24 protein-coding genes are annotated in these 24,354 nt (G+C 59.4%); 11 read left to right on the top strand and 13 right to left on the bottom strand.

The genetic code is table 11. From position 1 onward, the window contains the following. Positions 1-19 precede the first annotated feature (19 nt). Entirely contained in the window at positions 20-256 is a 237-nt protein-coding gene (locus L4923_RS00695) for a nuclear transport factor 2 family protein (RefSeq protein WP_239361065.1), read from the top strand. A 157-nt stretch (positions 257-413) separates the two neighbouring features. Here L4923_RS00695 and L4923_RS00690 read toward each other — a convergent pair whose 3' ends face one another. The 4 genes from L4923_RS00690 to L4923_RS00675 form a co-directional block, all read right to left on the bottom strand. Beyond that, positions 414-1,013, bottom strand: coding sequence for an ABC-type transport auxiliary lipoprotein family protein (locus tag L4923_RS00690; RefSeq protein WP_239361063.1), 600 nt, complete (start codon positions 1,011-1,013; stop codon positions 414-416). A gap of 73 nt (positions 1,014-1,086) precedes the next feature. Then, positions 1,087-2,460 (bottom strand): MlaD family protein, encoded by a 1,374-nt coding sequence (locus L4923_RS00685; RefSeq protein ID WP_239361052.1) that lies wholly within the window; start codon positions 2,458-2,460, stop codon positions 1,087-1,089. 8 nt (positions 2,461-2,468) lie between these two features. Next, positions 2,469-3,287, bottom strand: a complete 819-nt coding sequence (locus L4923_RS00680; RefSeq protein ID WP_239361042.1) for an ABC transporter ATP-binding protein — start codon at positions 3,285-3,287, stop codon at positions 2,469-2,471. 1 nt (position 3,288) lies between these two features. Beyond that, positions 3,289-4,473 (bottom strand): ABC transporter permease, encoded by a 1,185-nt coding sequence (locus tag L4923_RS00675; RefSeq protein ID WP_239361019.1) that lies wholly within the window; start codon positions 4,471-4,473, stop codon positions 3,289-3,291. 77 nt (positions 4,474-4,550) lie between these two features. Here L4923_RS00675 and dgcA point away from each other — a divergent pair, with 77 nt between their 5' ends. Beyond that, the gene (dgcA, locus tag L4923_RS00670) at positions 4,551-5,531 is read left to right on the top strand and encodes an N-acetyl-D-Glu racemase DgcA (protein WP_239361014.1); all 981 of its coding nucleotides are present in this window, start codon (positions 4,551-4,553) and stop codon (positions 5,529-5,531) included. On the opposite strand, the gene L4923_RS00665 is transcribed toward dgcA, so the two are convergent. Next, a complete protein-coding gene (locus L4923_RS00665; RefSeq protein WP_239361011.1) occupies positions 5,502-6,716 on the bottom strand; it encodes an MFS transporter in 1,215 nt (404 codons plus the stop codon). The genes dgcA and L4923_RS00665 overlap by 30 nt on opposite strands. Positions 6,717-6,862: 146 nt before the next feature. Beyond that, positions 6,863-7,699, bottom strand: coding sequence for a UDP-2,3-diacylglucosamine diphosphatase (locus L4923_RS00660; protein WP_239361008.1), 837 nt, complete (start codon positions 7,697-7,699; stop codon positions 6,863-6,865). Positions 7,700-7,814: 115 nt separating this feature from the next. Between L4923_RS00660 and L4923_RS00655 the strand changes: the two genes are divergently transcribed. The 3 genes from L4923_RS00655 to L4923_RS00645 all read left to right on the top strand — a co-directional run bounded on the left by L4923_RS00655 (position 7,815) and on the right by L4923_RS00645 (position 12,260). Beyond that, positions 7,815-8,594, top strand: coding sequence for an SDR family oxidoreductase (locus L4923_RS00655; protein WP_239361005.1), 780 nt, complete (start codon positions 7,815-7,817; stop codon positions 8,592-8,594). 158 nt (positions 8,595-8,752) lie between these two features. Then, positions 8,753-11,083, top strand: a complete 2,331-nt coding sequence (locus L4923_RS00650) for an NADP-dependent malic enzyme (protein WP_239361002.1) — start codon at positions 8,753-8,755, stop codon at positions 11,081-11,083. A 175-nt stretch (positions 11,084-11,258) separates the two neighbouring features. Next, positions 11,259-12,260 carry a DUF2865 domain-containing protein gene (locus L4923_RS00645; protein WP_239360999.1) on the top strand — a complete coding sequence of 334 codons (1,002 nt, stop codon included), beginning with the start codon at positions 11,259-11,261 and terminating at the stop codon, positions 12,258-12,260. On the opposite strand, the gene gltX is transcribed toward L4923_RS00645, so the two are convergent. The 5 genes from gltX to L4923_RS00620 all read right to left on the bottom strand — a co-directional run bounded on the left by gltX (position 12,178) and on the right by L4923_RS00620 (position 18,733). After that, positions 12,178-13,551, bottom strand: coding sequence for a glutamate--tRNA ligase (gltX, locus tag L4923_RS00640; protein WP_239360992.1), 1,374 nt, complete (start codon positions 13,549-13,551; stop codon positions 12,178-12,180). The two genes, L4923_RS00645 and gltX, sit on opposite strands and share 83 nt — an antisense overlap. A gap of 144 nt (positions 13,552-13,695) precedes the next feature. After that, positions 13,696-15,498: an ABC transporter ATP-binding protein gene (locus L4923_RS00635; RefSeq protein ID WP_239360989.1), complete on the bottom strand. Its 1,803-nt coding sequence runs from the start codon at positions 15,496-15,498 to the stop codon at positions 13,696-13,698. Between the two features lie 375 nt (positions 15,499-15,873). After that, positions 15,874-16,281 (bottom strand): GNAT family N-acetyltransferase, encoded by a 408-nt coding sequence (locus tag L4923_RS00630; RefSeq protein WP_239360986.1) that lies wholly within the window; start codon positions 16,279-16,281, stop codon positions 15,874-15,876. Further along, positions 16,274-17,965 (bottom strand): NAD+ synthase, encoded by a 1,692-nt coding sequence (locus L4923_RS00625; RefSeq protein ID WP_239360982.1) that lies wholly within the window; start codon positions 17,963-17,965, stop codon positions 16,274-16,276. Before L4923_RS00625 ends, L4923_RS00630 begins: the two co-directional genes overlap by 8 nt. A gap of 54 nt (positions 17,966-18,019) precedes the next feature. Next, a complete protein-coding gene (locus L4923_RS00620; protein WP_239360979.1) occupies positions 18,020-18,733 on the bottom strand; it encodes a DNA-3-methyladenine glycosylase I in 714 nt (237 codons plus the stop codon). A 96-nt stretch (positions 18,734-18,829) separates the two neighbouring features. Between L4923_RS00620 and L4923_RS00615 the strand changes: the two genes are divergently transcribed. Together L4923_RS00615 and L4923_RS00610 are read left to right on the top strand one after the other, a co-directional pair. Beyond that, positions 18,830-19,408, top strand: a complete 579-nt coding sequence (locus L4923_RS00615; RefSeq protein WP_239360969.1) for a DUF1003 domain-containing protein — start codon at positions 18,830-18,832, stop codon at positions 19,406-19,408. Next, positions 19,405-20,025: a DedA family protein gene (locus L4923_RS00610; RefSeq protein ID WP_239360967.1), complete on the top strand. Its 621-nt coding sequence runs from the start codon at positions 19,405-19,407 to the stop codon at positions 20,023-20,025. Before L4923_RS00615 ends, L4923_RS00610 begins: the two co-directional genes overlap by 4 nt. On the opposite strand, the gene L4923_RS00605 is transcribed toward L4923_RS00610, so the two are convergent. Continuing rightward, on the bottom strand, positions 20,007-20,366 hold the full coding sequence (locus tag L4923_RS00605; protein ID WP_239360965.1) for a diacylglycerol kinase: 360 nt from the start codon (positions 20,364-20,366) through the stop codon (positions 20,007-20,009). The two genes, L4923_RS00610 and L4923_RS00605, sit on opposite strands and share 19 nt — an antisense overlap. A 363-nt stretch (positions 20,367-20,729) precedes the next feature. On the opposite strand from L4923_RS00605, the gene L4923_RS00600 reads away from it, so the two are divergent. From L4923_RS00600 to L4923_RS00590, 3 genes are all read left to right on the top strand, one after another. After that, the gene (locus L4923_RS00600) at positions 20,730-21,800 is read left to right on the top strand and encodes a GGDEF domain-containing protein (protein WP_239360963.1); all 1,071 of its coding nucleotides are present in this window, start codon (positions 20,730-20,732) and stop codon (positions 21,798-21,800) included. Positions 21,801-21,944: 144 nt separating this feature from the next. Beyond that, positions 21,945-22,325 carry an MbcA/ParS/Xre antitoxin family protein gene (locus tag L4923_RS00595; RefSeq protein ID WP_239360952.1) on the top strand — a complete coding sequence of 127 codons (381 nt, stop codon included), beginning with the start codon at positions 21,945-21,947 and terminating at the stop codon, positions 22,323-22,325. Next, positions 22,285-23,058: an RES family NAD+ phosphorylase gene (locus L4923_RS00590; RefSeq protein ID WP_239360950.1), complete on the top strand. Its 774-nt coding sequence runs from the start codon at positions 22,285-22,287 to the stop codon at positions 23,056-23,058. Before L4923_RS00595 ends, L4923_RS00590 begins: the two co-directional genes overlap by 41 nt. Here L4923_RS00590 and L4923_RS00585 read toward each other — a convergent pair. Beyond that, a complete protein-coding gene (locus tag L4923_RS00585; RefSeq protein ID WP_239360948.1) occupies positions 23,032-23,940 on the bottom strand; it encodes a LysR substrate-binding domain-containing protein in 909 nt (302 codons plus the stop codon). The two genes, L4923_RS00590 and L4923_RS00585, sit on opposite strands and share 27 nt — an antisense overlap. Positions 23,941-24,041: 101 nt before the next feature. Here L4923_RS00585 and L4923_RS00580 point away from each other — a divergent pair, with 101 nt between their 5' ends. Further along, positions 24,042-24,332, top strand: a complete 291-nt coding sequence (locus L4923_RS00580; RefSeq protein WP_239360937.1) for a hypothetical protein — start codon at positions 24,042-24,044, stop codon at positions 24,330-24,332. Positions 24,333-24,354: the final 22 nt, after the last annotated feature.

Below are 24,354 nucleotides of genomic sequence, written 5' to 3'. Positions count from 1 at the left end.
TTTGATTTTGGAGGATGCAATGCCGGAGCCCGACATCGCATTTTTCCGCTCTCTCGAACAAAACCTGCACTGTCCGGACATCCGACGTTCCCGCGATGTCGTTGGTCAATGGCTCGCGGATGACTTTATCGAGTTCGGCAGTTTCGGCTCCGTCTATGACAAACCTGCAATTCTGGACGCCCTGGCCAAGGAGCCTGTCTCGGGTTTCGAACCGACGATTGAATCCGACGATTTTGCCATGCAGGTTCTTTTCTGATGACGCGGTCTTGTTGACCTATCGCACTATCAGCCACTCATCCGCATTCGGCGTTGAGAGGCATGCGCTGCGCAGTTCGATGTGGCCGCAGATCGATGGTCTCTGGCAGATGAGTTTCCACCAAGGAACGATCGTTCCAAACCAGTGGACGGCGGGATCAGATCGTTGAATCCGACCAGCGTACGATCTCGCCGACCGCCTGACCGAAAGCGCGGTCGAGCGCTGCCACATAAGCCGAGTTACCACCGCCGCCCGAGACCGGGGCGCTGGCCTGGAAGCTGCGCGAAGCGCGCACTTCACCATTGCGATCGTTTAGGATGCGCACATACAGTTCGACATACGCCTCCTGGCCTTTCTCGGCACGCACTTCGAACGCACGTATCTCGGTGATCACCTGATAGTCGATCGCCAATCCTTCGCCCGGCCGACCGACGCCGGCAAAACGGCCGGTGCGCTGGAACGCTTCAGCTAGTCTCGCCTGCACGATGACTGGCAGCCTGTCAGCCCATTGCGCGCCTTTGAGATATTGTATCGATCGCTGCCCCGTCTTGATGACGATGTTCTGGCTGTCAAGCGCCTTCAGCGCCACCGGCTGGGTGACGAGAATCTGGCGTTTGCTCTGGCCACCGGTCTGCACGCTCGGTGTTGACAGATCGAATGTATCGAGCGGTGCGGGACCACCGCCCGGCAGCACTGCGCACCCCGCAAGGACAGCCACGAGCAGCAACGCGCCCGCATGCACTCGGATCAACTTCACGCGACGCCCCCACTGAACACGGCCGCCAGGTTACCTTCCGGACGGTACTTATCGATGGAACCGTACCGCGCCGTCAACGCCGCACCCTTCCGTCGTACTGGCGCACTTCGCCATCGCCACCCGAAAGTATGCGCTGCGGATTGCGTTGGAAATCGGAAACCGCCTCTTCGATCCTGTTGACCGAGCGCCTCGTATCCCCCACCAGCGCCTCGACATTCTGGAGGCCTTTGCCGGAAAAACGCTGCAGATTTTCGGCGATCACGCCGACATGCTTGTTCAGTGTATCGGCGACCTGCCTGAACGACTTCAGCGTTTCGCTGGCTTGCGCCACCAGTCCCTTGGTATCGCCGGAGCCAAGCATGCTGTCCACCTTGACCAGAATGCCGTCGATACGCACGGAAGCATTGTTCAGGCGCTCCGCGAGTTGCTGAGCATCCTTGATGGTCTGCTGGATATCGTCGGAGCGCGCGGCAACTTTCTCGGTCACCTTGGCGATGTCGGACGACGCCTTGTCAGCGTTGATGCTGGCGTCCTTGATGTTGGCCAGCGCTGTGCGCACATCTTCCGGATTGACGCCGTCGAGAACGCCATTGACCTTGTCGAGCGTGACCTGGGTTTTCTGAGCGAAATCGTTGATCGAACCCACCGCCTGCTTGACCTCGGCAATGGTGGCATCGAACTGGTCGCTGGTCTTGCTCAAATTGCGGGTAAACTCATCGACGTTAGCAACGATATCCCTGACCTTGTCGCGGTCCACGGCGTTGAGCAGGCCTTCCGCAGCCTTCAACGCGCCGTCGAGTTTGCCCGAAACACCCTGCAATTCCGTGGACAAAGCGCTGACGCTGGAAAGGAACTTGTCGATACCGTCGGAGTTCCTGGCCAGGGCCTCCGAGAATTTCTCGGCGTTTCGCGCCGTCTGCGTCAGCGGACCGCGCGCGTCCTGAACGAAACCTTCAAGCTCGGACAGGACTTTGTCCGCCCGCCCGGCGATATCCTGCGCAGTCTGCAACAGATTTGTCACAGCCGAAGGCTTGGCGATGATGATCGCCACGCGCCCGTCCTTCTCCGCTTCGTCGAGAAGTTTAGGTTCCTTCGGATTGGCACCGGTCAACTCGATGTTCGCCTGTCCGGTCAAGCCGGCAAGACCGATATCGGCCTGGGTCGAACGGGTGATCGGAGTCATGCGATCAATTTCGGTGTCTGCCACGGCAATGGTGGGGTCATCCACGTCGATGTAGACGCGCCGGACATCGCCGACCTTCACACCGTTGAACAGCACGAAACTACCGCGTGCGAGACCAGATGCAGAACCGGGAATGCGCACACGCAGCGTTGTTGTCTCGCCCCGGTCACCAATATTCGCCGTCCAGTAGACAAAGGCGAAGGCCGCCAGGATCGCCACCAGCGTGAAAATGCCGACAATGACGTAGTTGGCTCTGGTTTCCATCGCTTTCCTTATGGCTGCGCGCGCGTGGCAAGATCAAGCTGCCGCGCCCGTTTTCCGCGGAAATAGGACCGCACCCAAGGCTCTTCGCTCTTCAGCATGTCCTCGACCGTGCCTTGCACCAGCACACGCTTCTTGCCGAGAACGGCAATGCGGTCACAGGCGGTGAAAAGCGAATCGAGATCGTGCGTCACCATGTAAACGGTAAGGTTCATGGTATCGCGCAGTTTGACCACCAGTTCATCGAATTCAGCAGCACTGATCGGATCGAGACCGGAAGTCGGCTCATCCAGGAAGACGATGTCGGGATCGAGCGCCAGCGCGCGCGCCAATGCGGCACGTTTGATCATGCCGCCTGACAACTCGGATGGATATTTGCGTGCTGCATCCGGAGGCAGTCCAACCAACTCAATCTTGAGCATGGCAAGCTCGTCCATCAGCTTTTTCGGCAGATCGAGATATTCGCGCATCGGCACTTGAACGTTTTCCAGCACCGTGAGCGCTGAGAACAATGCTCCCTGCTGGAACAGGACGCCCAGTCGCATGTCGATACGAAGGCGCTCGGCATCACTGGCCTTGTCGACATCGACGCCAAACAGTTCGATGGTTCCGGCCTGCTTCTTCACGAGGCCAAGCACTGTGCGCAGGAGCACCGATTTGCCGGCGCCGGAAGCGCCGACGAAGCCAAGGATTTCGCCGCGCCGGATGTCCAGCGAAAGTCCGTCGAGAATGACCGTTTCGCCGAACGCCACCTTGATATCGTGCGCCGACAGCACGATGCCGTCATGAGCGTCGTCTGGATGATCGGCGTGTTCGTCGACGAGGGTCATGTCAGAAATTGATCGACGCGTAGAACAGGGCGAAAAGCCCGTCGAGGATGATGACAACGAAGATGGATTTCACCACCGACTGCGTCACATGCAAACCGAGTGATTCCGCGCTGCCTCCCACCTTGAGCCCCTCAACCGAAGCAATGGTGCCGATAATGATGGCCATGAACGGGGCCTTGATGAGGCCGGCAAAGATGGTCGAAAGGTCGATGGCCACCTTGAGCCGATCGATGAAGGCTGCCGGAGGGATATCCGAATAGAGCCAAGCCGCGAAAATTCCACCGCCGAGAGCAGCAAAATTGGCAAGAACGGTGAGACAAGGGAGCCCGATGACCAAGGCAACAAGGCGCGGAAAAACCAGCACACCGATCGGATTGAGGCCGATGACCTTCAGCGCGTCCACCTCTTCGCGCATTTTCATCGAACCGATCTCAGCTGTGATCGCACTGCCCGAACGGCCCGCAATCATGATAGCGGTCATCAGCACGCCAAGTTCGCGCAAAACGAGCACGCCGACGAGATCGACCACGAAGATATCTGCGCCGAAGTAACGCAATTGGTAGGCGCCCTGCTGCGCCACAATTGCGCCGACGATGGTCGACATCAAAAGAACCACGGGTACGGCGCCGACGCCCATGCGATCGAGCTGGTTGAAGATGGCGGCCGGATTGACTGCATGGCCGCGTCCGAGCTTCATCTGCGCGCCGCGGATCGTGGCGCCGAGGATGTTCATCCCGGCCATAAAATCGTCGCCCGCCTCACAGACCCGTCGCCCGATCACCTCCAGAGCCCGCAGGACGATATTCGGCTGATGAACCGTTTGCACCGACTCGCTTCGCTTCACAGCATCGCAGACCGCGGCAATCAGGGTGGTGACCGTCTCGCTTTGCCCAACCTGCTTGACCTCGGCCCCGCGCGTCTCGTGTGCATTGATCAGCCGCTCGATCAGCCAGGCACCGGCGGTATCGATACGTCCGATGCTTGAAAAATCAAGCGATAGAACCTTGAAGTCGTTGCGCTTTTCAAGCTTGCGCATCTCCGCGTCGACCTGCGCAACACGTCTCGTCGTCCAATTGCCGTGGAAGGCGCAGGCGAGCGTTCCATCGCTCTCGCTGACGACAACGCGCGGTTCGACTGCCGCTGCGGCGGCCTTGTCGCTTGCGTCGCGTTTGCGGATCGTCAACATGCCATCTGTTTAGCCTGACGCAGCTTGCCTGTCGATTTGTCGGCAGCGTTACCCAAGCACCACCGGAGCAGAAAAATATGGCGCGTGTCATTTCTGTCGAGACTGAGCGTTTTCCGATCGCTGGTGTTTTCACCATCGCGCGTGGCTCGAAGACCGAGGCCGAAGTGATCACGGTTAGGATCAGGGACGGAAACAACGTTGGCTGGGGTGAGTGCGTACCTTACAAGCGTTACGGGGAAACGATCGAGGGCGTTCTGGCGACGATCGAGCCGCTTCGTCCTTCGCTGGAAGCCGGCATGGGCCGGCTCGAGCTGCAAAGCGCATTGCCGCCGGGCGCGGCCCGCAATGCCATAGACTGCGCCCTATGGGATCTGGAAGCCAAGACGGCCGGCGCATCGGCCGCCAAATTGCTTGGCCTAGAACCGAAACCGCTTGAGACCGCCTATACGCTTTCTTTAGCTGAACCAGAAGCAATGGCCAGCCAAGCCCGTGCCAATGCCGCTCGCCCCCTGTTGAAAGTCAAACTCGGCGGTAACAACGATGCCGCTCGCATCCGCGCGGTGCGCGAAGCGGCGCCGAACAGCCGGCTGATCCTTGACGCCAACGAAGGCTGGACTAACGACAATGTCCAAGAAAACATTGCCGCTGCTGCCGCTCTTGGCGTCACCTTGATCGAACAACCCTTGCCGGCCGGTCACGATGACAAACTAAGGCACATTCCCAGGCCGATCCCGATCTGTGCCGACGAAAGCGTGCATGCGGCAGAAGACATCGATGCCCTGGTCGGCCTCTATGATGCCGTCAACATCAAACTGGATAAAGCCGGAGGTTTGACCGAAGCGATCAAGTTGCGCGACCGCGCCCGCGAGCGTGGCCTCGGCATCATGGTGGGCTGCATGGTTGGCACGTCTCTTGGGATGGCGCCGGCGGTACTTCTGGCGCAGGGAGCGGATTATGTCGATCTCGATGGCCCGTTGTTGCTGGCACGCGATCGCGAACCGGGCCTTGTCTACCAAGGATCGCAGGTTTCACCGCCTGATCAAGCGCTGTGGGGATGAGCGCCCGGCGAGAAGGATCAATGCCAAGCCCAGCAAAGCCACGGGCACCATTGCGTAGAATCCTTCGACACCAAAGCTCTGGTAGAGCGGGCCGGAAGCCAGCGTAACCGCAGCCATGGAAAGGCCGTTGGCAAAGAAAGCGATGCCCTGCGCTGCGCCAGTACGCTCTTCTGCAACGGTCTCGCCGATCATCTTCTGCAGGCCGATCAGCACCAGCGCCGTCGAAATCGCATGCAGCGCCTGGAGCCCGAAGAAACCGGATACACCCAGCCCAAGCGGCCAGATCAAAGGGAACGCAATCCAGCGCAGGATAGCGCCGATGGCCGCCAACACCATCACACGCACGACCGTGACATGACTGAACAGCCTGTTGAAGGCCATGAACATGCAAACTTCGCATACCACGCCGAAGGCCCAGAGAAGGCCGACGACGGAATCGCTGATACCGAGTGATTTCCAGTAGATGGATGAGAATCCATACAGAAAACCATGGCTGCCAACGAGAACGCCAGCACCGGTGGCGAAGTACAGAAAGTACGGATTTCGCAGACTGGGCACGGCTTGCTGCAGGTCTGTGGCAGAGAGTGGCGATGCCCGTCGCGGCCGCCCTAAACGCGGCGCCAGCAGGCCAACCGCCACGATCGCCAGGAACGAAACGAACAGCATGATCGGTACCGCGCCCGCTCCGGTCGACGTCAGGATGAAGCCGCCGACGAGATTGGCGCAAAGATAGGAGATTGATCCCCAGATGCGCATACGCGGATAATTGGCACCGAAACGGCGCACGCCAGACAACGCCAATGAATCTGCAATCGGTGAATGCGGGGTCCAAACCACCGCCAGCACCAGGGAAACCGCCAGTACGATGGCATAGCTGGGCGGCAGGAAATAACCCGCCGAGGCTACCACCGAGGCGATTGCCAGGGCCAGATAAACGTTGACGCGGTCGCTCGCCTTGTCGGCCAGTGAGGTAAACAATGGCGTCGTGACAACGCGCAGGAACATCGGCGCGGATAGAATCACCGCGATCTTTTCCGGACTGAAACCGTGCGCTTCAAGCCAGAGCGGAAAATAAGGCAGATAGATACCGCTCGGCACCAGAACGGTGAAGAAGATCAGCGCCATGCGCAGTTCATAATTGCGCGGCTTGATCTGCTGTTCAGGCGAAAGCGGAGGCAGGGACATCGAAGAGGCAATCGGCGAATGCTGCCGGCAAAATGGCCGGCTCGCTGCCTTGCTCTATCACGCCCGGCAGCCGCCAGAAACTGGTTGGCCTAATCGATTTATATCAATCTTGCCCGGGTTCGGCGGTGTGCGCGAATTGCCCGTCTTCAAGCTGCCGCCGCAGTCCTGACTTTCTTCGGCAAACCATCAAAAGTCACAGGTACCAGAACCGGTTCTACCTGCGGCGCTTCCGGCATCACATGAGCCCAGCGCAGTATCTCGAAGCGGCCGTCGAAATGCTCGACCACTGCCGTGCAGCTCTCCACCCAATCACCGGTGTTGATGTATTGTACGTCGTCGAAGTTTTCGATCGCCGCGTGGTGGATATGGCCACAGATCACGCCATCCACTTCCGAGCGCCGCGCCTCCTCGGCGAGTACTTCCTGGAAGGAACCGATGAAATTGACTGCCTTCTTAACCTTCACTTTGGCCCAGGAAGAAAACGACCAGTAAGGCATGCCGAAGATCTTGCGGAAACGCCCCACGGCGCGATTGATCAGCATGGCGGCATCGTAGGCATAATCACCAAAATAGGCGAGCCAGCGTGCATTGTGCACGACCGTGTCGAACTGGTCGCCGTGGATGATGAGCATGCGACGGCCGTCCGCCGTCTCGTGAATCGCACGGTCGGCGACGACGATGCCGCCGAAATGCACACCCTGGAACTGTCGGGCGAACTCGTCATGATTGCCCGCGATGTAGGTGATCGTGGCACCTTTGCGCGCCTTGCGCAGAAGTTTCTGCACCACGTCGTTATGAGCCTGTGGCCAATGCCAGCTGCGGCGCAAGCGCCAGCCGTCCACGATGTCGCCGACCAGGAAGATCGTATCGGCGTCGTGATGGCGCAGGAAATCGATCAGGAATTCAGCCTTGGCCGCCTTCGACCCCAGATGAACATCCGAGATGAAGATGGAGCGAAACATATGTGGTTTGGCGCCGGACATCGCGATCTCACCTTTTCGCGCTGGCTATGCCCCGATTCATGCAACAACCGTATGACGGTTGCGATTAGGCCAGTCCTTTCGCTAGCCTAGTGTAACCAAATCGGAGGTTTCGGACATGGATCTTGGCATTCGCGGCAAGAAGGCAATCGTTTGCGCGTCGAGCAAGGGGCTAGGGCGCGGGTGCGCTATTGCTCTGGCCGACGCCGGTTGCGACCTGGTGGTCAACGGGCGCGATCCCGTGCTTCTCGCGAAAACAGCAGCGGACATCCGCGAGCGCTTCGGTGTGCGGGTTGTTGAAGTTGTCGGCGACGTGTCGAGACCCGAAGTGCAGAAGGCAATCATGGCCGCCTGCCCCGACCCGGATATCCTCGTCAACAACAATGGCGGACCACCCTATCGCGATTTTCGCGAACTCGACCGCGAAAAGATCCTGGAGGGCGTCACCAATAACATGGTCACGCCGATCGAACTGGTGAAGGCCGTCATCGACGGCATGGCGGCGCGTGGCTTCGGCCGCATCGTCAACATCACCTCGCTTTCCGTCTATATGCCGATCCCAGGTCTCGACCTGTCCTCCGGCGCGCGCGCCGGATTGACTTCCTTCCTCGCCGGCGTCGCCCGTACGGTCGTCGACCGTAACGTCACCATCAACAGCTTGCTCCCCGGCAAGCTGGATACCGATCGCCTGCGCGGACCGCATGAGCCGGGCTCGGTTGAGACGGCGGAAGCCGCAAAAGAACGCAAGGCACGTCTTGCGGCCGACATTCCGGCCAAGCGTCTCGGAACGTCGGAGGAATTCGGCCAGATCTGCGCTTTCCTATGCTCGGTGCATGCAGGCTATCTCACGGGGCAGAACATTCCGGTCGACGGCGGACTTTATGTCAGCGCCTTCTAATCAGGAAAAGTTGCGGCGCTTCCCGTAACTTTCTCCGTCAGCGCTTTGATCCCGCATGCTTTTCCACGCATTGAAAAAGCATGCGGGCCAACCACATCTCGGCTCGAAATAACGCGGCTGCGTGCTAAAAGGGGTGACGCAACAGGAGGCGGGAAAGCATGGCAGGCGACAAGAGCAAGACGGCACGTTCGGATCTCGATGAGGCCGCGCTCTTCTTCCATAAATTTCCCATCCCGGGAAAGCTGGAAATCCAAGCCACGAAGCCGCTCGGCAACCAGCGCGATCTGGCGCTCGCCTATTCGCCGGGTGTCGCCGCACCGTGCCTCGCGATCAAGGATGATCCTGCGACAGCCGCCGACTATACTGCGCGCGCCAACCTCGTCGCAGTGATTTCGAATGGTTCGGCCGTCCTCGGCCTCGGCAATATCGGTCCGCTCGCCTCCAAGCCGGTGATGGAAGGCAAGGCGGTGCTGTTCAAGAAATTCGCAGGCATCGACGTTTTCGACATTGAAATCGACGCACCCGAAATCGATCGCATGGTCGAGACCGTGGCTGCGCTCGAACCGACCTTCGGCGGCATCAACCTGGAAGATATCAAGGCGCCGGAATGTTTCGAGGTCGAGGAACGGTTGAAAGCCCGCATGGGTATCCCGGTCTTCCATGACGACCAGCACGGCACCGCCATTATCGTCGCCGCCGCTGTGCTTAACGGCCTGGAACTGGCGGCCAAGAAGATCGAAGACGTCAAGATCGTCACCTCTGGCGCCGGTGCCGCGGCTCTCGCCTGCCTCAACCTGCTGGTTTCGCTTGGCGCGAGAATCGAGAACATCTGGGTGACGGACCGTTTCGGAGTTGCCCATAAAGGGCGTGTCGAAGAGATGGACCGCTGGAAGGATCCTTACGTCAAGGATACCGAAGCACGCACGCTGGCGGATGTCATATCTGGCGCGGACGTATTTCTCGGCCTGTCTGCCGCCGGCGTGCTGAAGCCGGAGTTGCTCAAGGGGATGGCTGAAAAACCATTAATCCTGGCGCTGGCCAACCCGACGCCGGAGATCATGCCGGAAGTGGCACGTGCCGCTCGCCCCGACGCGATGATCTGCACCGGCCGGTCCGACTTCCCCAACCAGGTCAACAACGTCATCTGCTTCCCCTACATCTTCCGAGGCGCGCTGGATTGTGGTGCCAGCGCCATCAACGAAGAAATGAAGATGGCAGCCGTGCGCGCCATCGCAGCGCTCGCCCGCGAAGAGCCCTCCGATGTCGCTGCACGGGCCTATTCCGGCGAAACGCCAATCTTTGGACCGGATTTCCTGATTCCGTCGCCATTCGACCCGCGTCTGATACTGCGCATCGCGCCGGCCGTGGCGAAGGCAGCCTGCGATACCGGCGTTGCGACACGTCCGATCGCCGACATGGCCGCCTATCTCGACAAGTTGAACCGCTTCGTCTTCCGTTCCGGCCTCGTCATGAAGCCGGTATTCTCCACGGCCCGCGGCTCCACTGCCAAGCGCGTCATCTACGCCGATGGCGAAGACGAGCGAGTGCTGCGCGCCGCCCAGGTGGTGCTGGAAGAAGGTATCGCCGAACCGATCCTGATCGGCCGTCCGCATGTGATCGAAGTTCGCCTCAAACGTTATGGGCTGCGCATCAGACCGGGTGTGGATTTCGGTTTGATCAATCCGGAAGAGGATCCGCGCTACCGCCATTATGTCGACCTGCTGATCGAACTCGGCGGTCGCCGCGGCATCACGCCGGAGGCGGCACGCACCATGGTGCGTACTGACAATACGGTCATTGCTGGGCTTGCGGTAAAACGCGGCGATGCCGATGCCATGATCTGCGGTCTCGAAGGCCGTTTCGCGCGTCATTTGCGCAACGTTACCCTGATTATCGGACCCCGCCCTGGCATCAGCGACCATGATCTTTCGACCCTGTCGATGCTGATTTCCCAGCGCGGGGTGCTTTTCCTCACCGACACCTATGTCTCACTGGATCCCACGGCCGAGGAAATCGCCGAGATGACGATCCTGGCCGCCGAGGAAATTCGCCGTTTCGGCATCGAACCCAAAGCCGCCCTGCTCTCGCTGTCCGACTTCGGTTCGCGCGATGCGCCAAGTGCCCTTAAAATGCGCAAAGCCGCGGAAATTCTGGCGCGCGTCGCCCCGGACCTCGAATGTGACGGCGAAATGCATGCCGATTCCGCGCTATCGGAACACCTGCGCCAACGCGTGTACCCACATTCGCGGCTGAAGGGCGAAGCGAATCTGCTGGTGTTCCCGAGCCTGGATTCCGCCAACATCACCTTGACGGCTCTGCGCACGATGCTGGACGCCTTGCATGTCGGCCCGATCCTGCTCGGCACAGATAAACCGGCACATATCCTGACACCTTCGGTGACGTCGCGCGGCGTGGTCAATATGACGGCCCTGGCGGTCGTCGAAGCCTCGCACAAGGCGCAGGCGGCGCTCAACGCACCTGCTGGTTGAGGGGTCAAGAGAAGCTTAACTGCCTCACGCTACTTTTGCGGCTCGTGGGGCGGGCAAAAAAGCGATGACCGCAGCGGATCGAAAGCTGGCGCTTGGGTGGACCCTGCTCGGCGCCATTGTGTTTATCCTTATGCCTGCCGGTCAGGCCGAAGCCTCGCCTCGTGTCTGTCGACAGTTGCGCGCCGAGCTTGCCTCGCTGCAGAAGGTCACCAGCGCTACGCAGCAACGTCGCTATGACGGCGCCATAGCGCGACAGAACAACGAACTCGCCAAAGCACGGGCGCAAGCGCGTGACGCTGGTTGCGGCTTTTCGTTATTCGGCAGCAGCATCGGTCAATGTGCGGCTCTGAACGCGGCCATCGACAGGATGAACGCTAATCTGGACAAACTTCAGCGCAAACGCGCACGGATGGGAAACAGCGCGCCGCAACGTGACCGCCGCCGCGTGGCGGCTGCGTTGCAAGCCAATGAGTGTGACGATGGTGGGACCATCGAGAAGCGGACGCGATCACCGAACGAGAAGCCGGCCGACCGGGATACCGGTGGTGTGGAAGAGGCGACTCTCGACGCAGCGTTCGTGCCCTCTCCTTCCGGCAATGTTCGCACGATGTGTGTCCGCACCTGCGACGGTTATTTTTTTCCGATGTCCAACGCCGCAACTGCCAGCGACTTCCAGCGCGATCAAAACCGCTGCAATGCGGGCTGTCCCGGCACCGAGATGCAGGTCTATTATTCGCGTGGCCTCGATGGCGATCCTGCCACCATGACATCGTCGAGAACCGGACGCCCTTATTCCGAGCTGCCCACCGCCTTCCTCTACAAGACGCCCGGTCAACCGATTCCGCAGGGCTGTGGCTGTAACGCAGCGAAAAACTTTCAGATCATTGCTGGCAATCCATCAGCACGACAGCCCGGTACCGGCGTTGTCTCTGCTATGCCGTTCCTTCCGATCCCTGCTGCCAAGCCGGATCCGGCGGATGATCCCGAGACGCTCGCCAATATTGCCGGGAAACTCGACGCTGAGACGCTACGCCGACTGGTGCAGAAACCGGAACCCTCGTCCCTCCCCGTACTCCCGCCGGAGCAGCGCAAGGTCAGGGTCGTCGGGCCAACGTTCCTTCCCGACCCAGCAGCGGCAACAGATCAGCAAGCTCCGGCCCGGAAACAAGCCCGGTAAGCGCGAGTCTCAAGGGCAAGAACAGCGCCTTGCCCTTGCGGCCGGAGGCTTCTTTTACCTTGTTCGTCCAGTCCTTCCAGACCGTTGCGGTCCATGGCTCATCGGGAAGCAAATCGAAGGCTTCCCGCACGAACTGAAGTTCTTCCGGCTCGAATTCCGGCTTTTCGAGCGGACCTTCGTGCACGATGCGCCACCATGAAACCGCATCACTCAACCGGTCGAGATTGCCTCGCACCGCGTTCCAGAACGGCTCGGCCTTGTCGCCCGAGATGCCAAGTATCGCCAGTCGGTCGCGCGCATCGGCAAAGGACAGCGAATGCATCAGCGCCCGGTTCAGCACCACCAGTTCTTCCGGGTCGAATTTGGCAGCGGATTTGGATGTCGCAGCCGGATTGAAATGACCGGCAAGCTCGGCCATCGTCGCCATCGGCTGGACATTCTCGGACGTGCCGATGAGGACCGCCAGCGAGGCGACCGCCATCGGCTCGATGCCGTCCGAGCGCAACCCTTCGATCGACAAAGAGCCAGTGCGCTTGGAAAGCCCCTCACCAGTCGTCGTGGTCAAAAGGTTGTGGTGGCCGAATGCTGGAACATCAGCGCCAAGCGCCTTGAACAGCGCGATCTGCACCCCGGTATTGGTGACGTGGTCGTCGCCGCGGATGACGTGGCTGATGCCCATCTCGATGTCGTCGACCACGGAAGGCAATGTGTAGAGATAGGTGCCGTCCTCGCGCACCAGCACAGGATCGGATACGGAGGCGAGATCGACGGTTTCTTCACCGCGCACAAGATCGTTCCAGTGGATGTCCGTACGCTCGGGCTCCTGGGGATCGCTCTTGAAATTAGGGAGCAGGAAACGCCAGTGCGGACGCCGGCCGTCGGCCTCCAGATCCTGGATCTCTTTGGCCGTAAGCGTCAAGGCTTCGCGCCCGTAGACCGGCGGCAACCCGCGCGTGCGACGGATCTTGCGTCTGAGATCGAGTTCTTCCGGTGTCTCGTAGCAGGGATAAAGCACCCCGGCCTTCTTCAAGCGTTCGACAGCGTCATCGTAGATTTGGATGCGGCGCGACTGGTAGTCGGTGGCATCAGGGAAGATGCCCAACCAATGCAGGTCGTAGAGAATGGAATCGGCATATTCCTGTTTCGACCGCGCGGTATCGGTGTCGTCGAAGCGCTGAATGAAGCGGCCTTTGTGCTTTTGTGCAAACAGCCAGTTGAAAAGCGCAGTGCGCGCGTTGCCGATGTGAATGCGGCCGGTGGGTGACGGGGCAAAACGAACGGTAACTGTCATGATCGGGGCGTAGCGGATGAGTTGGACCTTGGCAAGGCGCGCCTTAAAACCCCGATCGGCCGGAAATAGGGCCAACTCCCAGTACAGACGACAAAATGGCGGGCAGCATCGAAGACCGCCCGCCACCTCCTCAGTTCACCGGTATCAGACCAGCCCTTTGGTGAGTTCCAGCGCCTGACGCTCGAAAAGCCGGCGGTAGATACCGCCATTCAGCCGGATCAGCTCCTCATGCGAGCCTTCTTCCACGATCTTGCCGCGGTCGAAGACCAGCAGGCGGTCAAGTGCCCTCACCGTCGACAATCGGTGCGCAATGACCAGCGTGGTGCGCCCGACCATCAGCCGCTCCATCGCTTTCTGAATCAGCACTTCCGATTCCGAATCGAGACTTGAAGTCGCCTCGTCCAAAATCAGGATCGGTGCATCTGCCAGAAAGGCTCGGGCGATCGCCACACGCTGACGCTCGCCCCCCGAAAGCTTGACGCCACGCTCGCCTACCAACGTGCCGTAGCCCTTGGGCAGTCGCGCGATGAAATCATGCGCACTGGCAAGGCGGGCGGCCTCTTCGATCTCGGCCTGAGTGGCACCCGGCCGCGCATAGGCGATGTTCTCCGCCAATGAGCGGTGAAACAGGATCGGCTCCTGCTGCACGATGGCGATCTGCTGGCGCAGCGACGCCTGCGTCACTTGCGCGATATCCTGACCATCGATCAAGATACGGCCACCGCTGATGTCGTAGAGGCGCTGGATCAGCTTGACGAAGGTGGTCTTTCCCGAACCGGAGTGCCCAACCAGGCCGATGCGTTCGCCAGGCTCTATCGCGACCGAAAAGTCGCGATAGAGCGGTTCGCGGTGATTGCCATAGTGGAAGGTAACGTGGTCGAAGACGATACCACCGTCGACAATGCGAGCCGGCTCAGCATCCGATGCATCCTCAATGCCGAGTGGCTGCGCCTGGAAGTCGACCAGTTCCTCCATGTCATTGATCGAGCGCTGCATGTTGCGGATATGCATGCCGATGTCACGCAGATAGCCCTGGAGAACGAAGAACGACGTCAGCACAAAGGCGACATCGCCGGCCGAGGCCTGCCCGCCAAACCACAACAAAAGCACCGTTCCGATGACCGCCGTGCGCAGGATCAGCAGCATCACGCCTTGCGTGGTGCCGTTGACTGTTCCGCGGTTCCAGGTGCGCGCCGTGCGGTGGTGCCATTTGGTGACGATGTCAGCGAGCCGCTGCTCCTCGCGCTCTTCAGCACCGAATCCCTTCACCACTGCGTTGCAACTGACTGCGTCGGCCAACGCGCCGCCGAGACGGGTATCCCAGGAATTTGCAAGCCGTGCGGCAGGCGCAACATAAGCAAGCGACAGCACCGCCGTGACGATGATGAAAACAAGCGAGCCGGTCGCGACGACCAACCCCATCATCGGCCAATACCAGCCGAGCAGAACGGTGGACCCCACCAGCATGATCACCGAAGGGAACAGCGCGATGAGGATCGTGTCGTTCAACAGGTCGAGTGCCCACATCCCGCGCGTGACCTTGCGCACAGTTGAGCCGGCAAAAGAATTGGCGTGCCAGTCGGTCGAGAAGCGCTGGACGCGATGAAACGCATCGGCACAGATGTCCGACATCATTTTCAGCGTCAGTTCCACGATGGCGTAGAAGCCGAAGTTGCGAAAAATGACGGATGATAACGCCAAGCCGATCAGGGCGATAAATGCAGCGATGGCAGCGTTCCATGCTTCATCGCTTGATGCAGCACCTGAAGCAACTGCATCGACGAGACGGCCGGAATAAAGCGGCGTCAGCACATCAGCCAGCGTCGAAAGTAAGATCATCACCATGATGAACAGCACCCTGAGCGGCTGACGCCGCCAGTGGGCAAAGGTGAAGCCAAGAACGCTGCCGAATGCGCCGGCGCGCAAATCGATCTTGAAACGAGTCATGATGTGTGCAGGCACGATCGTGCCTGATCCCGAAAAAGCGTAAAGGAAACACCGCTTTGTGGGCCAAAATTACAGCCCTGGATGCGGATATGAAAAGATGGAACTCACCAGCCCGGATTCCAGGCGGCGGTCGAGGTATCCCAAAGCCTAATCTGCGATGGCGTGATCCCGAAGGAACCGCCTCGAAGACCTAAGCCTCACTACCTCGTATAGAGTTTTCAAATGCCATCATTCGTATCCTCCCGGTCAGGGAATCGCGGATGCAGACCTTATAGGAGAGGCATTTTGCCACGCCAACCCCACTCCCGACACAAAAGCATCGTGGCATAATCGGTGAGGCTAAGCTGCAACACTGCGGCAGTGGTCGCTGTCCAATCAGCCGTTGCGCTTGAGGTGCATCGTCTTGCCGTCGGCGGATGCCTCGAAGCCGAAAGCGGCATACAGCGAATGTGCGTCGGCGGTGCGCAAGGTCCAGCCACCAACGGTAGCCAGTTCCGGATGATCGAGCAGCGCACTGATCAGTTTCTTGCCGATGCCGGCGCCGCGGTGCTCCGGCCAGACGATAACGTCGCAGAGATAGGCGAAACAGGCATAGTCGGTGACGACCCGGGCAAAGCCGACTTGCTCGTCTCCCAGGAACGCCGCTGCACAGAGCGAATTGTCGAAAGCGCGACGGTGAACATCATCGCTGCGCCGCGAACCCCAGTAGCTGGCCTTGATGATCTCTGATGTCGCCTTGAAATCGAGGCGATTGCGATCGAACGAAATGTCGACTTCAGCCACGGTCAGCCCGATCACGGAAACGGTTGGTGATCGGATAGCGGCGGTCGCGGCCGAAATTCTTCTTCGTGATCTTTACGCCCGGTGCAGCTTGCCGGCGCTTGTATTCGGCGATGTAGAGCAGATGTTCGACACGCTCGACGATGGCTCGCTCGTAGCCACGCTTGACGATCTCCTCGACACCCATCTCATTCTCGACAAGGCATTCTAGAATGTCGTCGAGTACCGGGTAAGGAGGCAGCGAATCCTGGTCGGTCTGATTGGGGCGCAACTCCGCGGACGGGGCCTTGTCGATGATATTTTGCGGGATCACCTCGCCGGAAGGACCCAATGCGCCTGGCGGCACATGCGTGTTGCGCCACCGCGAAAGCGCATAGACCTGCATCTTGTAAAGGTCCTTGATCGGATTGAAGCCACCATTCATGTCGCCATAAAGCGTGGCGTAACCCACCGACATTTCCGACTTGTTGCCGGTGGTGACGACCATGGAACCGAACTTGTTGGAAATCGCCATCAGGATCGTGCCACGGGCACGGCTCTGCAGGTTTTCTTCGGTGATGCCTTCCTTGGTACCTTCGAAAAGCTGGGTCAGCGCATTCGAGAAACCATCAACCGGTTCGAAGATTGGAACGATGTCGTAACGGCAACCGAGCGCACGGGCGCAATCCTCGGCGTCCTTCAGAGAATCCTTCGAAGTATAGCGGTAGGGCATCATGACCGCCCGCAACCGCTCCTCACCCAGCGCGTCGACGGCAAGAGCGGCACAGATCGCGGAATCGATGCCGCCGGACAGACCCAAGACCACATTCTTGAACCCGTTTTTGTTGACGTAGTCTCGCAGGCCCAGCATGCAGGCGCGGTAGTCGGCCTCTTCCCGCTCTGGGATTTTCGACATCGGCCCTTCCGTGCACAGCCAACCGTCTGCGGTGCGCTTCCACTCAGTGACGGCAAGCGTCTCTTCGAACTGGCTCATCTGGAATGCCAGCGACTTATCGGCATTGATCGCGAACGAGGCCCCATCGAAAACCAGTTCGTCCTGCCCGCCAAGTTGATTGGCGTAAATCATCGGCAGCCCGGTTTCGATGACCTGCTTGATTACGACCTGATGGCGCACGTCCATCTTGGCGCGGTAGTAGGGCGAGCCGTTGGGCACCAACAGGATTTCTGCACCGCTTTCGGCCAGCGTTTCACAGACGCCAAGCTCACCCCAAATATCTTCGCAGATCGGAACGCCAATCCTGACACCCCTGAAATTCACCGGCCCGGCGATTTCAGGCCCTGCCTGGAAGACACGCTTCTCGTCAAACTCGCCATAATTTGGCAAGTCGACCTTGTAGCGCTCGCCCAAAACTTTGCCGCCATCGGCAAAAAGGATGGAGTTGTGGGTGCCGCTTTTACGCTTAAGCGGTGTACCCACAATGACAGCCGGACCGCCGTCGGCCGTATCCTGGACCAGTTCATTGGCTGCCTCTTCGCAGGCTGCCACGAAGGCTGGCTTGAGCACCAGGTCTTCCGGTGGATAGCCGGAAATGAAGAGTTCCGTGAACAGCACGAGGTCGGCACCCTGGCGGGCGGCATCCGATCGCGCCTCACGCGCCTTGGCAAGATTGCCGGCGATGTCGCCGACAGTCGGATTCAACTGGGCAATAGCGATGCGAAGCGTATCGGGAACGGTCTTGCTGGTCATGGCGTCGGGTTTAGCGCGGCTCTCGGCATGCATCAATGGCGATCGGATAGGCCACTATTCGCCGGTATATTCGCGGATGGTCTCCGGCGCGTGATTTTCACCGATCGACATCGATAGAATACGCGAGATGTGCTTGCGCGGCAGGCCTGTCTGCGTTGCCCAGCTATTGATCTGCGTCTGAATCTTGTCCAGGTCGCGTTTCGACGTCGGATTTTCGGCGATGTCCAGTCCGGCATCTCGCAGGGCGGCAGACATATCCTTAGAGATGATGAAGGCATCCCATTCCAGCCAGCGAAGCAGATATTGGCCCGTATTGCCGCCGAGTCGGCTGCCGTTTTTGGCGAAATAGGCCATCAATCCCACCTGATCATCCGCTGGCCAAGCCGCCAGGAACCTGCCGAAAGAGCCGTGCTCATTCGACACCCGCTCGACGAAGGCCGCGTTCTCTCGAACGGAGCGGATTTTCTGCGGATTGCGGACGATACGCTTGTCAGAAGCGAGATCGTGCCAGAAATCATCGGGCTGGAAGAGCAGTCGCTTGGGTTCGAAGCCGAGAAAGGCTTCCTCGAAGCCCGGCCATTTCTGTTCGATGACACTCCAGACGAACCCAGCTGCGAAGACACGCTCGGCCATGGTCGAGAGCACACGGTCGTCGGGAGTTCTTGCAAGAGCCGTATTGTCGGGCGCCGCCCCCAGCAGAGACGCGAGAATAGCATCACCGCCCTTGCGTTTTGCCGCCCGAGCGCGAATCTGCTGAAAATCGAGCATGTCTCGCCCTCCCCGCATGCGGCCGGACCGCGATGAGATGTTTGCGCTATCTTCTATAGTTCGCCGGACCACGCAAGCGCCGGCAAGGAGGTACCCATGCAACGCAGGACCATGGCGGAACTGGCCAGCCGCTGGTTATCGCGCAATGCCGATGCGCTAACCGACAGCGAGCGCCGCGTGTTGCAGAGCGCGATCGACCGAAAGACGGTATCGTTCTACACCGAAGGTGCCGAACATCAAGGCGCCACGACCGGCGCGCGTGTTGCTGATGCGGTGGCCAGGATCGGCGGCTCGTGGAGCTTCATCATCGCCTTCATTGTGTTTCTGGTCGCATGGGCGCTGCTGAACAGCGTGCTGCTGGCCCGTGAAGCCTTCGATCCCTACCCCTACATCTTCCTGAACCTTGTGCTGTCCATGCTGGCTGCGATCCAGGCGCCGGTGATCATGATGTCTCAGAACCGACAAGCCGAGCGCGATCGCGCAGCCGCCGCGCACGACTATGAGGTCAACCTCAAGTCCGAAATCGAGATCATGGCGCTGCACGAGAAACTGGACGAGTTGCGGCACAGCCAGATCATGGCCATGCGTGACGAAATTGCGCGCCTTGCCGAAAAGATGCAGCTGATCGAGGATGGATTGACCCATAAGTTGTCCGGAAACCGTTCGGGCCAATGACCGAGACGATTCACGGCATTATCGAACACTATGGGTTGCTGGCTGTTTTGCTCGGTTGCCTTGCCGAGGGCGAAACTGTCGCCATGTTGGGCGGGTTCTTTGCCCACCAACACGTCTTCGCATTCTGGCAGACACTGCTTGCAGTCTTTGCCGGCGCTTTTCTCGGCGACAGCGCCTTCTTCATGATGGGCCGTGGTTTTGCGCAGACAAAACTGGTGCAACGGATCAGTCGCAAACCCGGCTTCAACCGCGCCCGCCAGCTGGTCACCGCCCATCCGAACATATACGTTCTATCCAACCGCTACATCTACGGCATGCGCATCCTGGGCGGCATCGTAGCCGGTCTTTCGGGTGTCGCCACGACGCGGTTCCTGTTTCTGAACGCGATCTCCGCAGCCGTATGGTCAATACTCTTCTGCGGCCTCGGCTATCTGTTCGGCCTCGGGGCCGAACAGATCGTCGGAAGAGCGCTGCTACATCACGAGCGGTTGCTTGTTGCTTTCGCGATCGGCGTCATCGTGATGACGGCCGCCTTTGTGATTGCGCGGGCACTGCTTCGCCGCGAAAGGTTACGGGGAAATCAAACCGCTGATGCCGATCAGATCGGTGCGCCGTAGATGCGCTCAATAATGGCAAACATCCACACGCCGGTGGCAAGAAGGATGGAAATCAGCACCGCCAGCGAACCGCAATCCTTGGCCAGCTGGATGTCGATGTGGAATTCCCGGCTGATGGCGTCACACGCCGCCTCGATGCCCGTGTTGAGAACCTCTACCATGATCAGCAGGAGCACCGCGCCGATCAGCAAGGCATAGCTGCTCCAGCTCGTCGCCACGAACCAACCCAATGGAATTGCGATGGCCAGCAGGATCAGCTCTTGCTGAAAAGCTGCTTCGCTTTGCGCAAGCCGCCGGAACGCGCGCACTGAATTGTAGAAAGCGTCGATCAGCCGCTTCATGGAGGCGTTTTCCCTTTTGCGACACCCGGTCGATTGGTTCCGGTCCGTTCATGGAATGGCGCGCTTATCCGACATCCTTCGATCGACCGCAACAAGCATCGCAGATGATCGATATTCCGGAACAATGGAAGCCAGCAAAAATATATTATCCTGCTCTTGCGGAACGAGCACACCCTCAAGTAGAAAAAGCCGCCACTAGACTGGCAGGTTAAGAAAGCTTTAGCGCAGTTTCATCTAAGGTCTCGCAAGCGGAAATCGTTGGCGGAGCGTGTTTCGTGTGGGATCGACTACGAATTATGTTCTGCAACCGGCAGGTTAGAGGCCTTCGTTCTCGCTCCGGTACTGTTGGGGGATTGGGTGCAGATGCAGCCGGCAGCCGTAACGTCTGAACGGAGCTCCGATATCGCGACAACAGTCGTGGCCACGATGCGGCAATTGGGCGTAATCGCCATGCCGCGTAACTACGAGATTTTCTACGAAGCGTTGACCGGCTCCAATCCGGAACTCAGCCTAGCGGTACTAGACCTCAGCAAGAGGCCGACGCAGGACGACCTCGACCGCATCGGGCGCAAATTCTTTGCCCAGAGTCACAAACATGGCATCGTCGACCATGTGCGCGATGTGCTGGCGCGTGAACTCGAAGATATTGCCTCGCTGCTGCGCAATGAACGCACGCATATCGAAAAATATGGCAAGATCCTCGACGAAACCTCCGATGGGCTTGCAAACCGCAGCACGATTTCGAAGGAACTCCTGGAAAAGATCGTCGGCGCGGTTTCGGCAGCAACCACCTCGAGCATCGACCACGGCAAGCAAGTCGCAAACACGTTGGGGGACAAGACCGCTGAACTCGAAAGCGTCAAGTCGAAACTCGAGGAATATAAACGCCTCGCGGATACCGATCCTCTCACGCAGGTCTGGAACCGGCGTGCTTTCGACGCGGAAATTGCCCGCATCTACAACAGCAACAAAGGCATCTTGTTCAATGCACTGATCCTGGCCGATATCGATCGTTTCAAGGAAATCAACGATCGCTTCGGTCACCCCGTCGGAGACAAGATCCTCAAGGATATTGCCGACATCTTCCAGACCAGTGTTTCCAGCGGCATGTTCGTTGCCCGTACCGGGGGTGAAGAATTCGCTCTCATCATCGAAGGTGCCAGCGAAGAGGCCACCTTCGACATTGCCGAGCGCATCCGCGTCCTCGTCGAGCAGACGCCTTTCGTCAGCAGCCAAGGCGGCGCCACCTACGGCACGGTGACAATCTCCATGGGCATCTGCATGGCTTCCGAAGCCATTGGGCCTGAAGATCTCTATTCCAAGGCGGACCGCGCCCTTTATGGTTCGAAGGTGGACGGCCGCAACCGTGTCACCCGCCATTCTGTGATGGCTGGCCGCGCCAGCAAGAACTGGCTGCTCTACAAGAAAGACTGACTTACGAGATTTGTAAGCGGTAGTTCCGTGTATCGGTAAACGCAAACCGCCGCTTAAGTATGTTCCTGTTTTGTTCTATATTCTCCGCAATTTCCTTTCCATATGAACTTTCCCGCCCTATATTTGCAGTGGAAAGGAAGAATCATGACCACGCAGCTCAATGCAAACCCGAGAGCAGAAGAAAACGCCGTCATCACCAAGGCGACGCTGCGGGCTGCCGAGCGACTGGACGTGACAGCACGGGCGCTGTCCATGATCATTGGGGTTTCCGAAGCGACAGTCTCGCGCATGCGCAAGAATGAATTCCTGCTCGATAAAGGCTCAAAGCCGTTCGAACTGGCCGTCCTGTTCATTCGCCTGTTCCGCTCACTCGACGCCATTACCGGTGGCGACGAGACAGTGGCCAGGACATGGCTGCGCAATGTCAACACGGCGTTGGGAGGCAAGCCATTGGAGAAAATCCTGACAGTTAGCGGACTTGTCGATGTCATCGCCTATCTGGACGCCCGCCGCGCTCTCGTCTGAGGCGATCGGCCTCGAAGGGCAGTGCTGGCGCATGGTCGAGGCGCAACACCACGTTTCGACGCTGAAGCTTGTCGACACGCTGGAAGAGCAAACGTTGCTGGAAGAGCTGATCGAGGATACCAAGCCGCATATCCCCTTCGAATGCCGGCACTTACACTATCTGCTTGCGACGCCGTTCCGCTACGGTTCAGTCTACCCCTATGGTTCCCGTTTTCGCCGTGCCGGGCGAACGCTCGGCGTCTACTATGCCGCAGAGACCATCGTCACCGCCGTAGCGGAAATGTCCTTCTACCGACTGCTGTTCTTTGCGGAATCGCCTGACACGCCCTGGCCGCGCGATGCAGCCGAATACACCGCTTTTTCAGCTACGTTCCAGACCGGCAAAGCGCTGGATCTCACCAAACCGCCTCTTGACCGCGATGCCACTGCCTGGACACACCCAACCGATTACGAAGCCTGTCAAACCTTGGCGGATAGTGCCCGTGAGGCTGGTGCCGAGGTTATCCGCTATCAATCCGTGCGAGACCCGGCAGGCAAGAATCTCGCGCTGCTCACCTGCGCGATCTTCGCCAAGCCGGAGCCGACGGAATGGCAAACCTGGCGCGTGCGCCTGAGTGCTTTCGGCGTACAAGCACTCTGCGAGTTCCCCACCCGACGCATCGGCTTCGACCGGACCGCCTTCGCCAACGATCCAAGACTTACCGCGCTACACTGGGATCGCGGCAAAGGCTGATCGTGTCGCTTCGGCCTCAGCAACGACCCAATCGCGAAAAAGCCTGATCTTGCGCGACTGGCGCCGCGATTTCGGATAGACAAGGCTGTAGCTGCGTTCATCGCGCCCGATGTGCTGGAACGGCCGTATCAGCCGGCCGCTGTTCAACTCATCGGCGAAGAAAATCGGCATCACCATCGCGACGCCCTGCCCTTGAAGCGTAAGGCCGACATCTATTGTCTGCACGCCGATAACCAGATCCATGCGTCTGTCGTCGGAACCGTTCTCCACGCCGGCGCCGGTGAGCCAACGCGCCCACCAACTCTGTGCTCCAAACCGCCGAACCTTCAGAAGGTCCGCAGGATGGGCGATGGCATGCCGTTCGCGATAGTCTGCGGTGCAGACTGGCGCATATTCCATCGGGAACAGAGAAAAGACCTCGTGCTCTGGTAGCACGCTGTCGCTACCCCGGATCATCACGTCGACGTCTTCCCTGGCAAAATCGATACTGTCATTCGATGTATGCAGCTTGATCCGGATCTCCGGGTTTGCAGCCTGGAAAGACGGCAGACGCGGCACCAGCCAGGTCGACGCGACTGTCGGCAAAGTCGATATGACGAGATGGAGCTCGGGCTTTCTTGCGACTTCAACGAAAGCCGACCCGAGCAGATCCAACGCCTCAGTGACCTTCGGCGACAACTTTCGGCCAGCCGCGGTTAAGGTGACCTGTCTCGGCTCACGCACGAACAACGCAACACCAATGCGATCTTCCAGCAGCTTGATCTGATAGCTGACTGCCGCCTGCGTCATGCCGAGTTCTTCGGCTGCGCGCGTAAAGCTCTGATATCTGGCGGCGGCCTCGAAGGCCCGGATGGCGGCAATAGGCGGCAGCTTCATGCCCATACATAAGCATTCTTTATGGCAGATTGCGATAATTCGCTTTGTCAGACGGGATAATACCCACCATCCTTGCTTCGCACGATCCGCCGAATCCTGAGGCCAAGATGAAAGCGCTGTTGAGAAGAGTTATCGCCAGACTGGGCTTTTCTCGCCGCAGCATTGTCGGCGTGCGGCGCTTTGATAGCCTGGGTTCCTTCAAAGGAATGAATGACGCGCAGTTGCGGGATATCGGTCTCTGGCGCGCCGGCGACCAGACCTACCTCAGGCTGCGCGAGCCTGCCGCCCTCGAAGTTCTGTTTCCCGGCGCGGGTGGAACGCCCGTCGGTGAGGGTGACAACACGCGTTCCGGCCCGATGAAACCGCGGCTCGGCGTCAGGAACGACGCGGCGGGTTGATTTGATGAAAAAGGCGCCGACA

The organism is Terribium retamae (assembly GCF_022347545.1).
Lineage (GTDB): Bacteria > Pseudomonadota > Alphaproteobacteria > Rhizobiales > Rhizobiaceae > Mesorhizobium > Mesorhizobium retamae.
Note: the sequence above shows the minus strand (reverse complement) of the source record. Positions and strands in the feature narration are given on the sequence as shown.

Bases quoted from the DNA above. Each gene is read 5' to 3' on its own strand.
- L4923_RS00610 (WP_239360967.1), top strand. From the start codon at position 19,405: ATGACCGAGACGATTCACGGCATTATCGAACACTATGGGTTGCTGGCT.
- L4923_RS00675 (WP_239361019.1), bottom strand. From the start codon at position 4,473: ATGTTGACGATCCGCAAACGCGACGCAAGCGACAAGGCCGCCGCAGCG.
- L4923_RS00655 (WP_239361005.1), top strand. From the start codon at position 7,815: ATGGATCTTGGCATTCGCGGCAAGAAGGCAATCGTTTGCGCGTCGAGC.
- L4923_RS00660 (WP_239361008.1), bottom strand. From the start codon at position 7,699: ATGTCCGGCGCCAAACCACATATGTTTCGCTCCATCTTCATCTCGGAT.
- dgcA (WP_239361014.1), top strand. From the start codon at position 4,551: ATGGCGCGTGTCATTTCTGTCGAGACTGAGCGTTTTCCGATCGCTGGT.
- L4923_RS00685 (WP_239361052.1), bottom strand. From the start codon at position 2,460: ATGGAAACCAGAGCCAACTACGTCATTGTCGGCATTTTCACGCTGGTG.
- gltX (WP_239360992.1), bottom strand. From the start codon at position 13,551: ATGACAGTTACCGTTCGTTTTGCCCCGTCACCCACCGGCCGCATTCAC.
- L4923_RS00595 (WP_239360952.1), top strand. From the start codon at position 21,945: ATGACCACGCAGCTCAATGCAAACCCGAGAGCAGAAGAAAACGCCGTC.
- L4923_RS00665 (WP_239361011.1), bottom strand. From the start codon at position 6,716: ATGTCCCTGCCTCCGCTTTCGCCTGAACAGCAGATCAAGCCGCGCAAT.
- L4923_RS00625 (WP_239360982.1), bottom strand. From the start codon at position 17,965: ATGACCAGCAAGACCGTTCCCGATACGCTTCGCATCGCTATTGCCCAG.
- L4923_RS00585 (WP_239360948.1), bottom strand. From the start codon at position 23,940: ATGGGCATGAAGCTGCCGCCTATTGCCGCCATCCGGGCCTTCGAGGCC.
- L4923_RS00680 (WP_239361042.1), bottom strand. From the start codon at position 3,287: ATGACCCTCGTCGACGAACACGCCGATCATCCAGACGACGCTCATGAC.
- L4923_RS00600 (WP_239360963.1), top strand. From the start codon at position 20,730: ATGCAGCCGGCAGCCGTAACGTCTGAACGGAGCTCCGATATCGCGACA.
- L4923_RS00650 (WP_239361002.1), top strand. From the start codon at position 8,753: ATGGCAGGCGACAAGAGCAAGACGGCACGTTCGGATCTCGATGAGGCC.
- L4923_RS00580 (WP_239360937.1), top strand. From the start codon at position 24,042: ATGAAAGCGCTGTTGAGAAGAGTTATCGCCAGACTGGGCTTTTCTCGC.
- L4923_RS00695 (WP_239361065.1), top strand. From the start codon at position 20: ATGCCGGAGCCCGACATCGCATTTTTCCGCTCTCTCGAACAAAACCTG.
- L4923_RS00620 (WP_239360979.1), bottom strand. From the start codon at position 18,733: ATGCTCGATTTTCAGCAGATTCGCGCTCGGGCGGCAAAACGCAAGGGC.
- L4923_RS00590 (WP_239360950.1), top strand. From the start codon at position 22,285: ATGTCATCGCCTATCTGGACGCCCGCCGCGCTCTCGTCTGAGGCGATC.
- L4923_RS00635 (WP_239360989.1), bottom strand. From the start codon at position 15,498: ATGACTCGTTTCAAGATCGATTTGCGCGCCGGCGCATTCGGCAGCGTT.
- L4923_RS00605 (WP_239360965.1), bottom strand. From the start codon at position 20,366: ATGAAGCGGCTGATCGACGCTTTCTACAATTCAGTGCGCGCGTTCCGG.
- L4923_RS00615 (WP_239360969.1), top strand. From the start codon at position 18,830: ATGCAACGCAGGACCATGGCGGAACTGGCCAGCCGCTGGTTATCGCGC.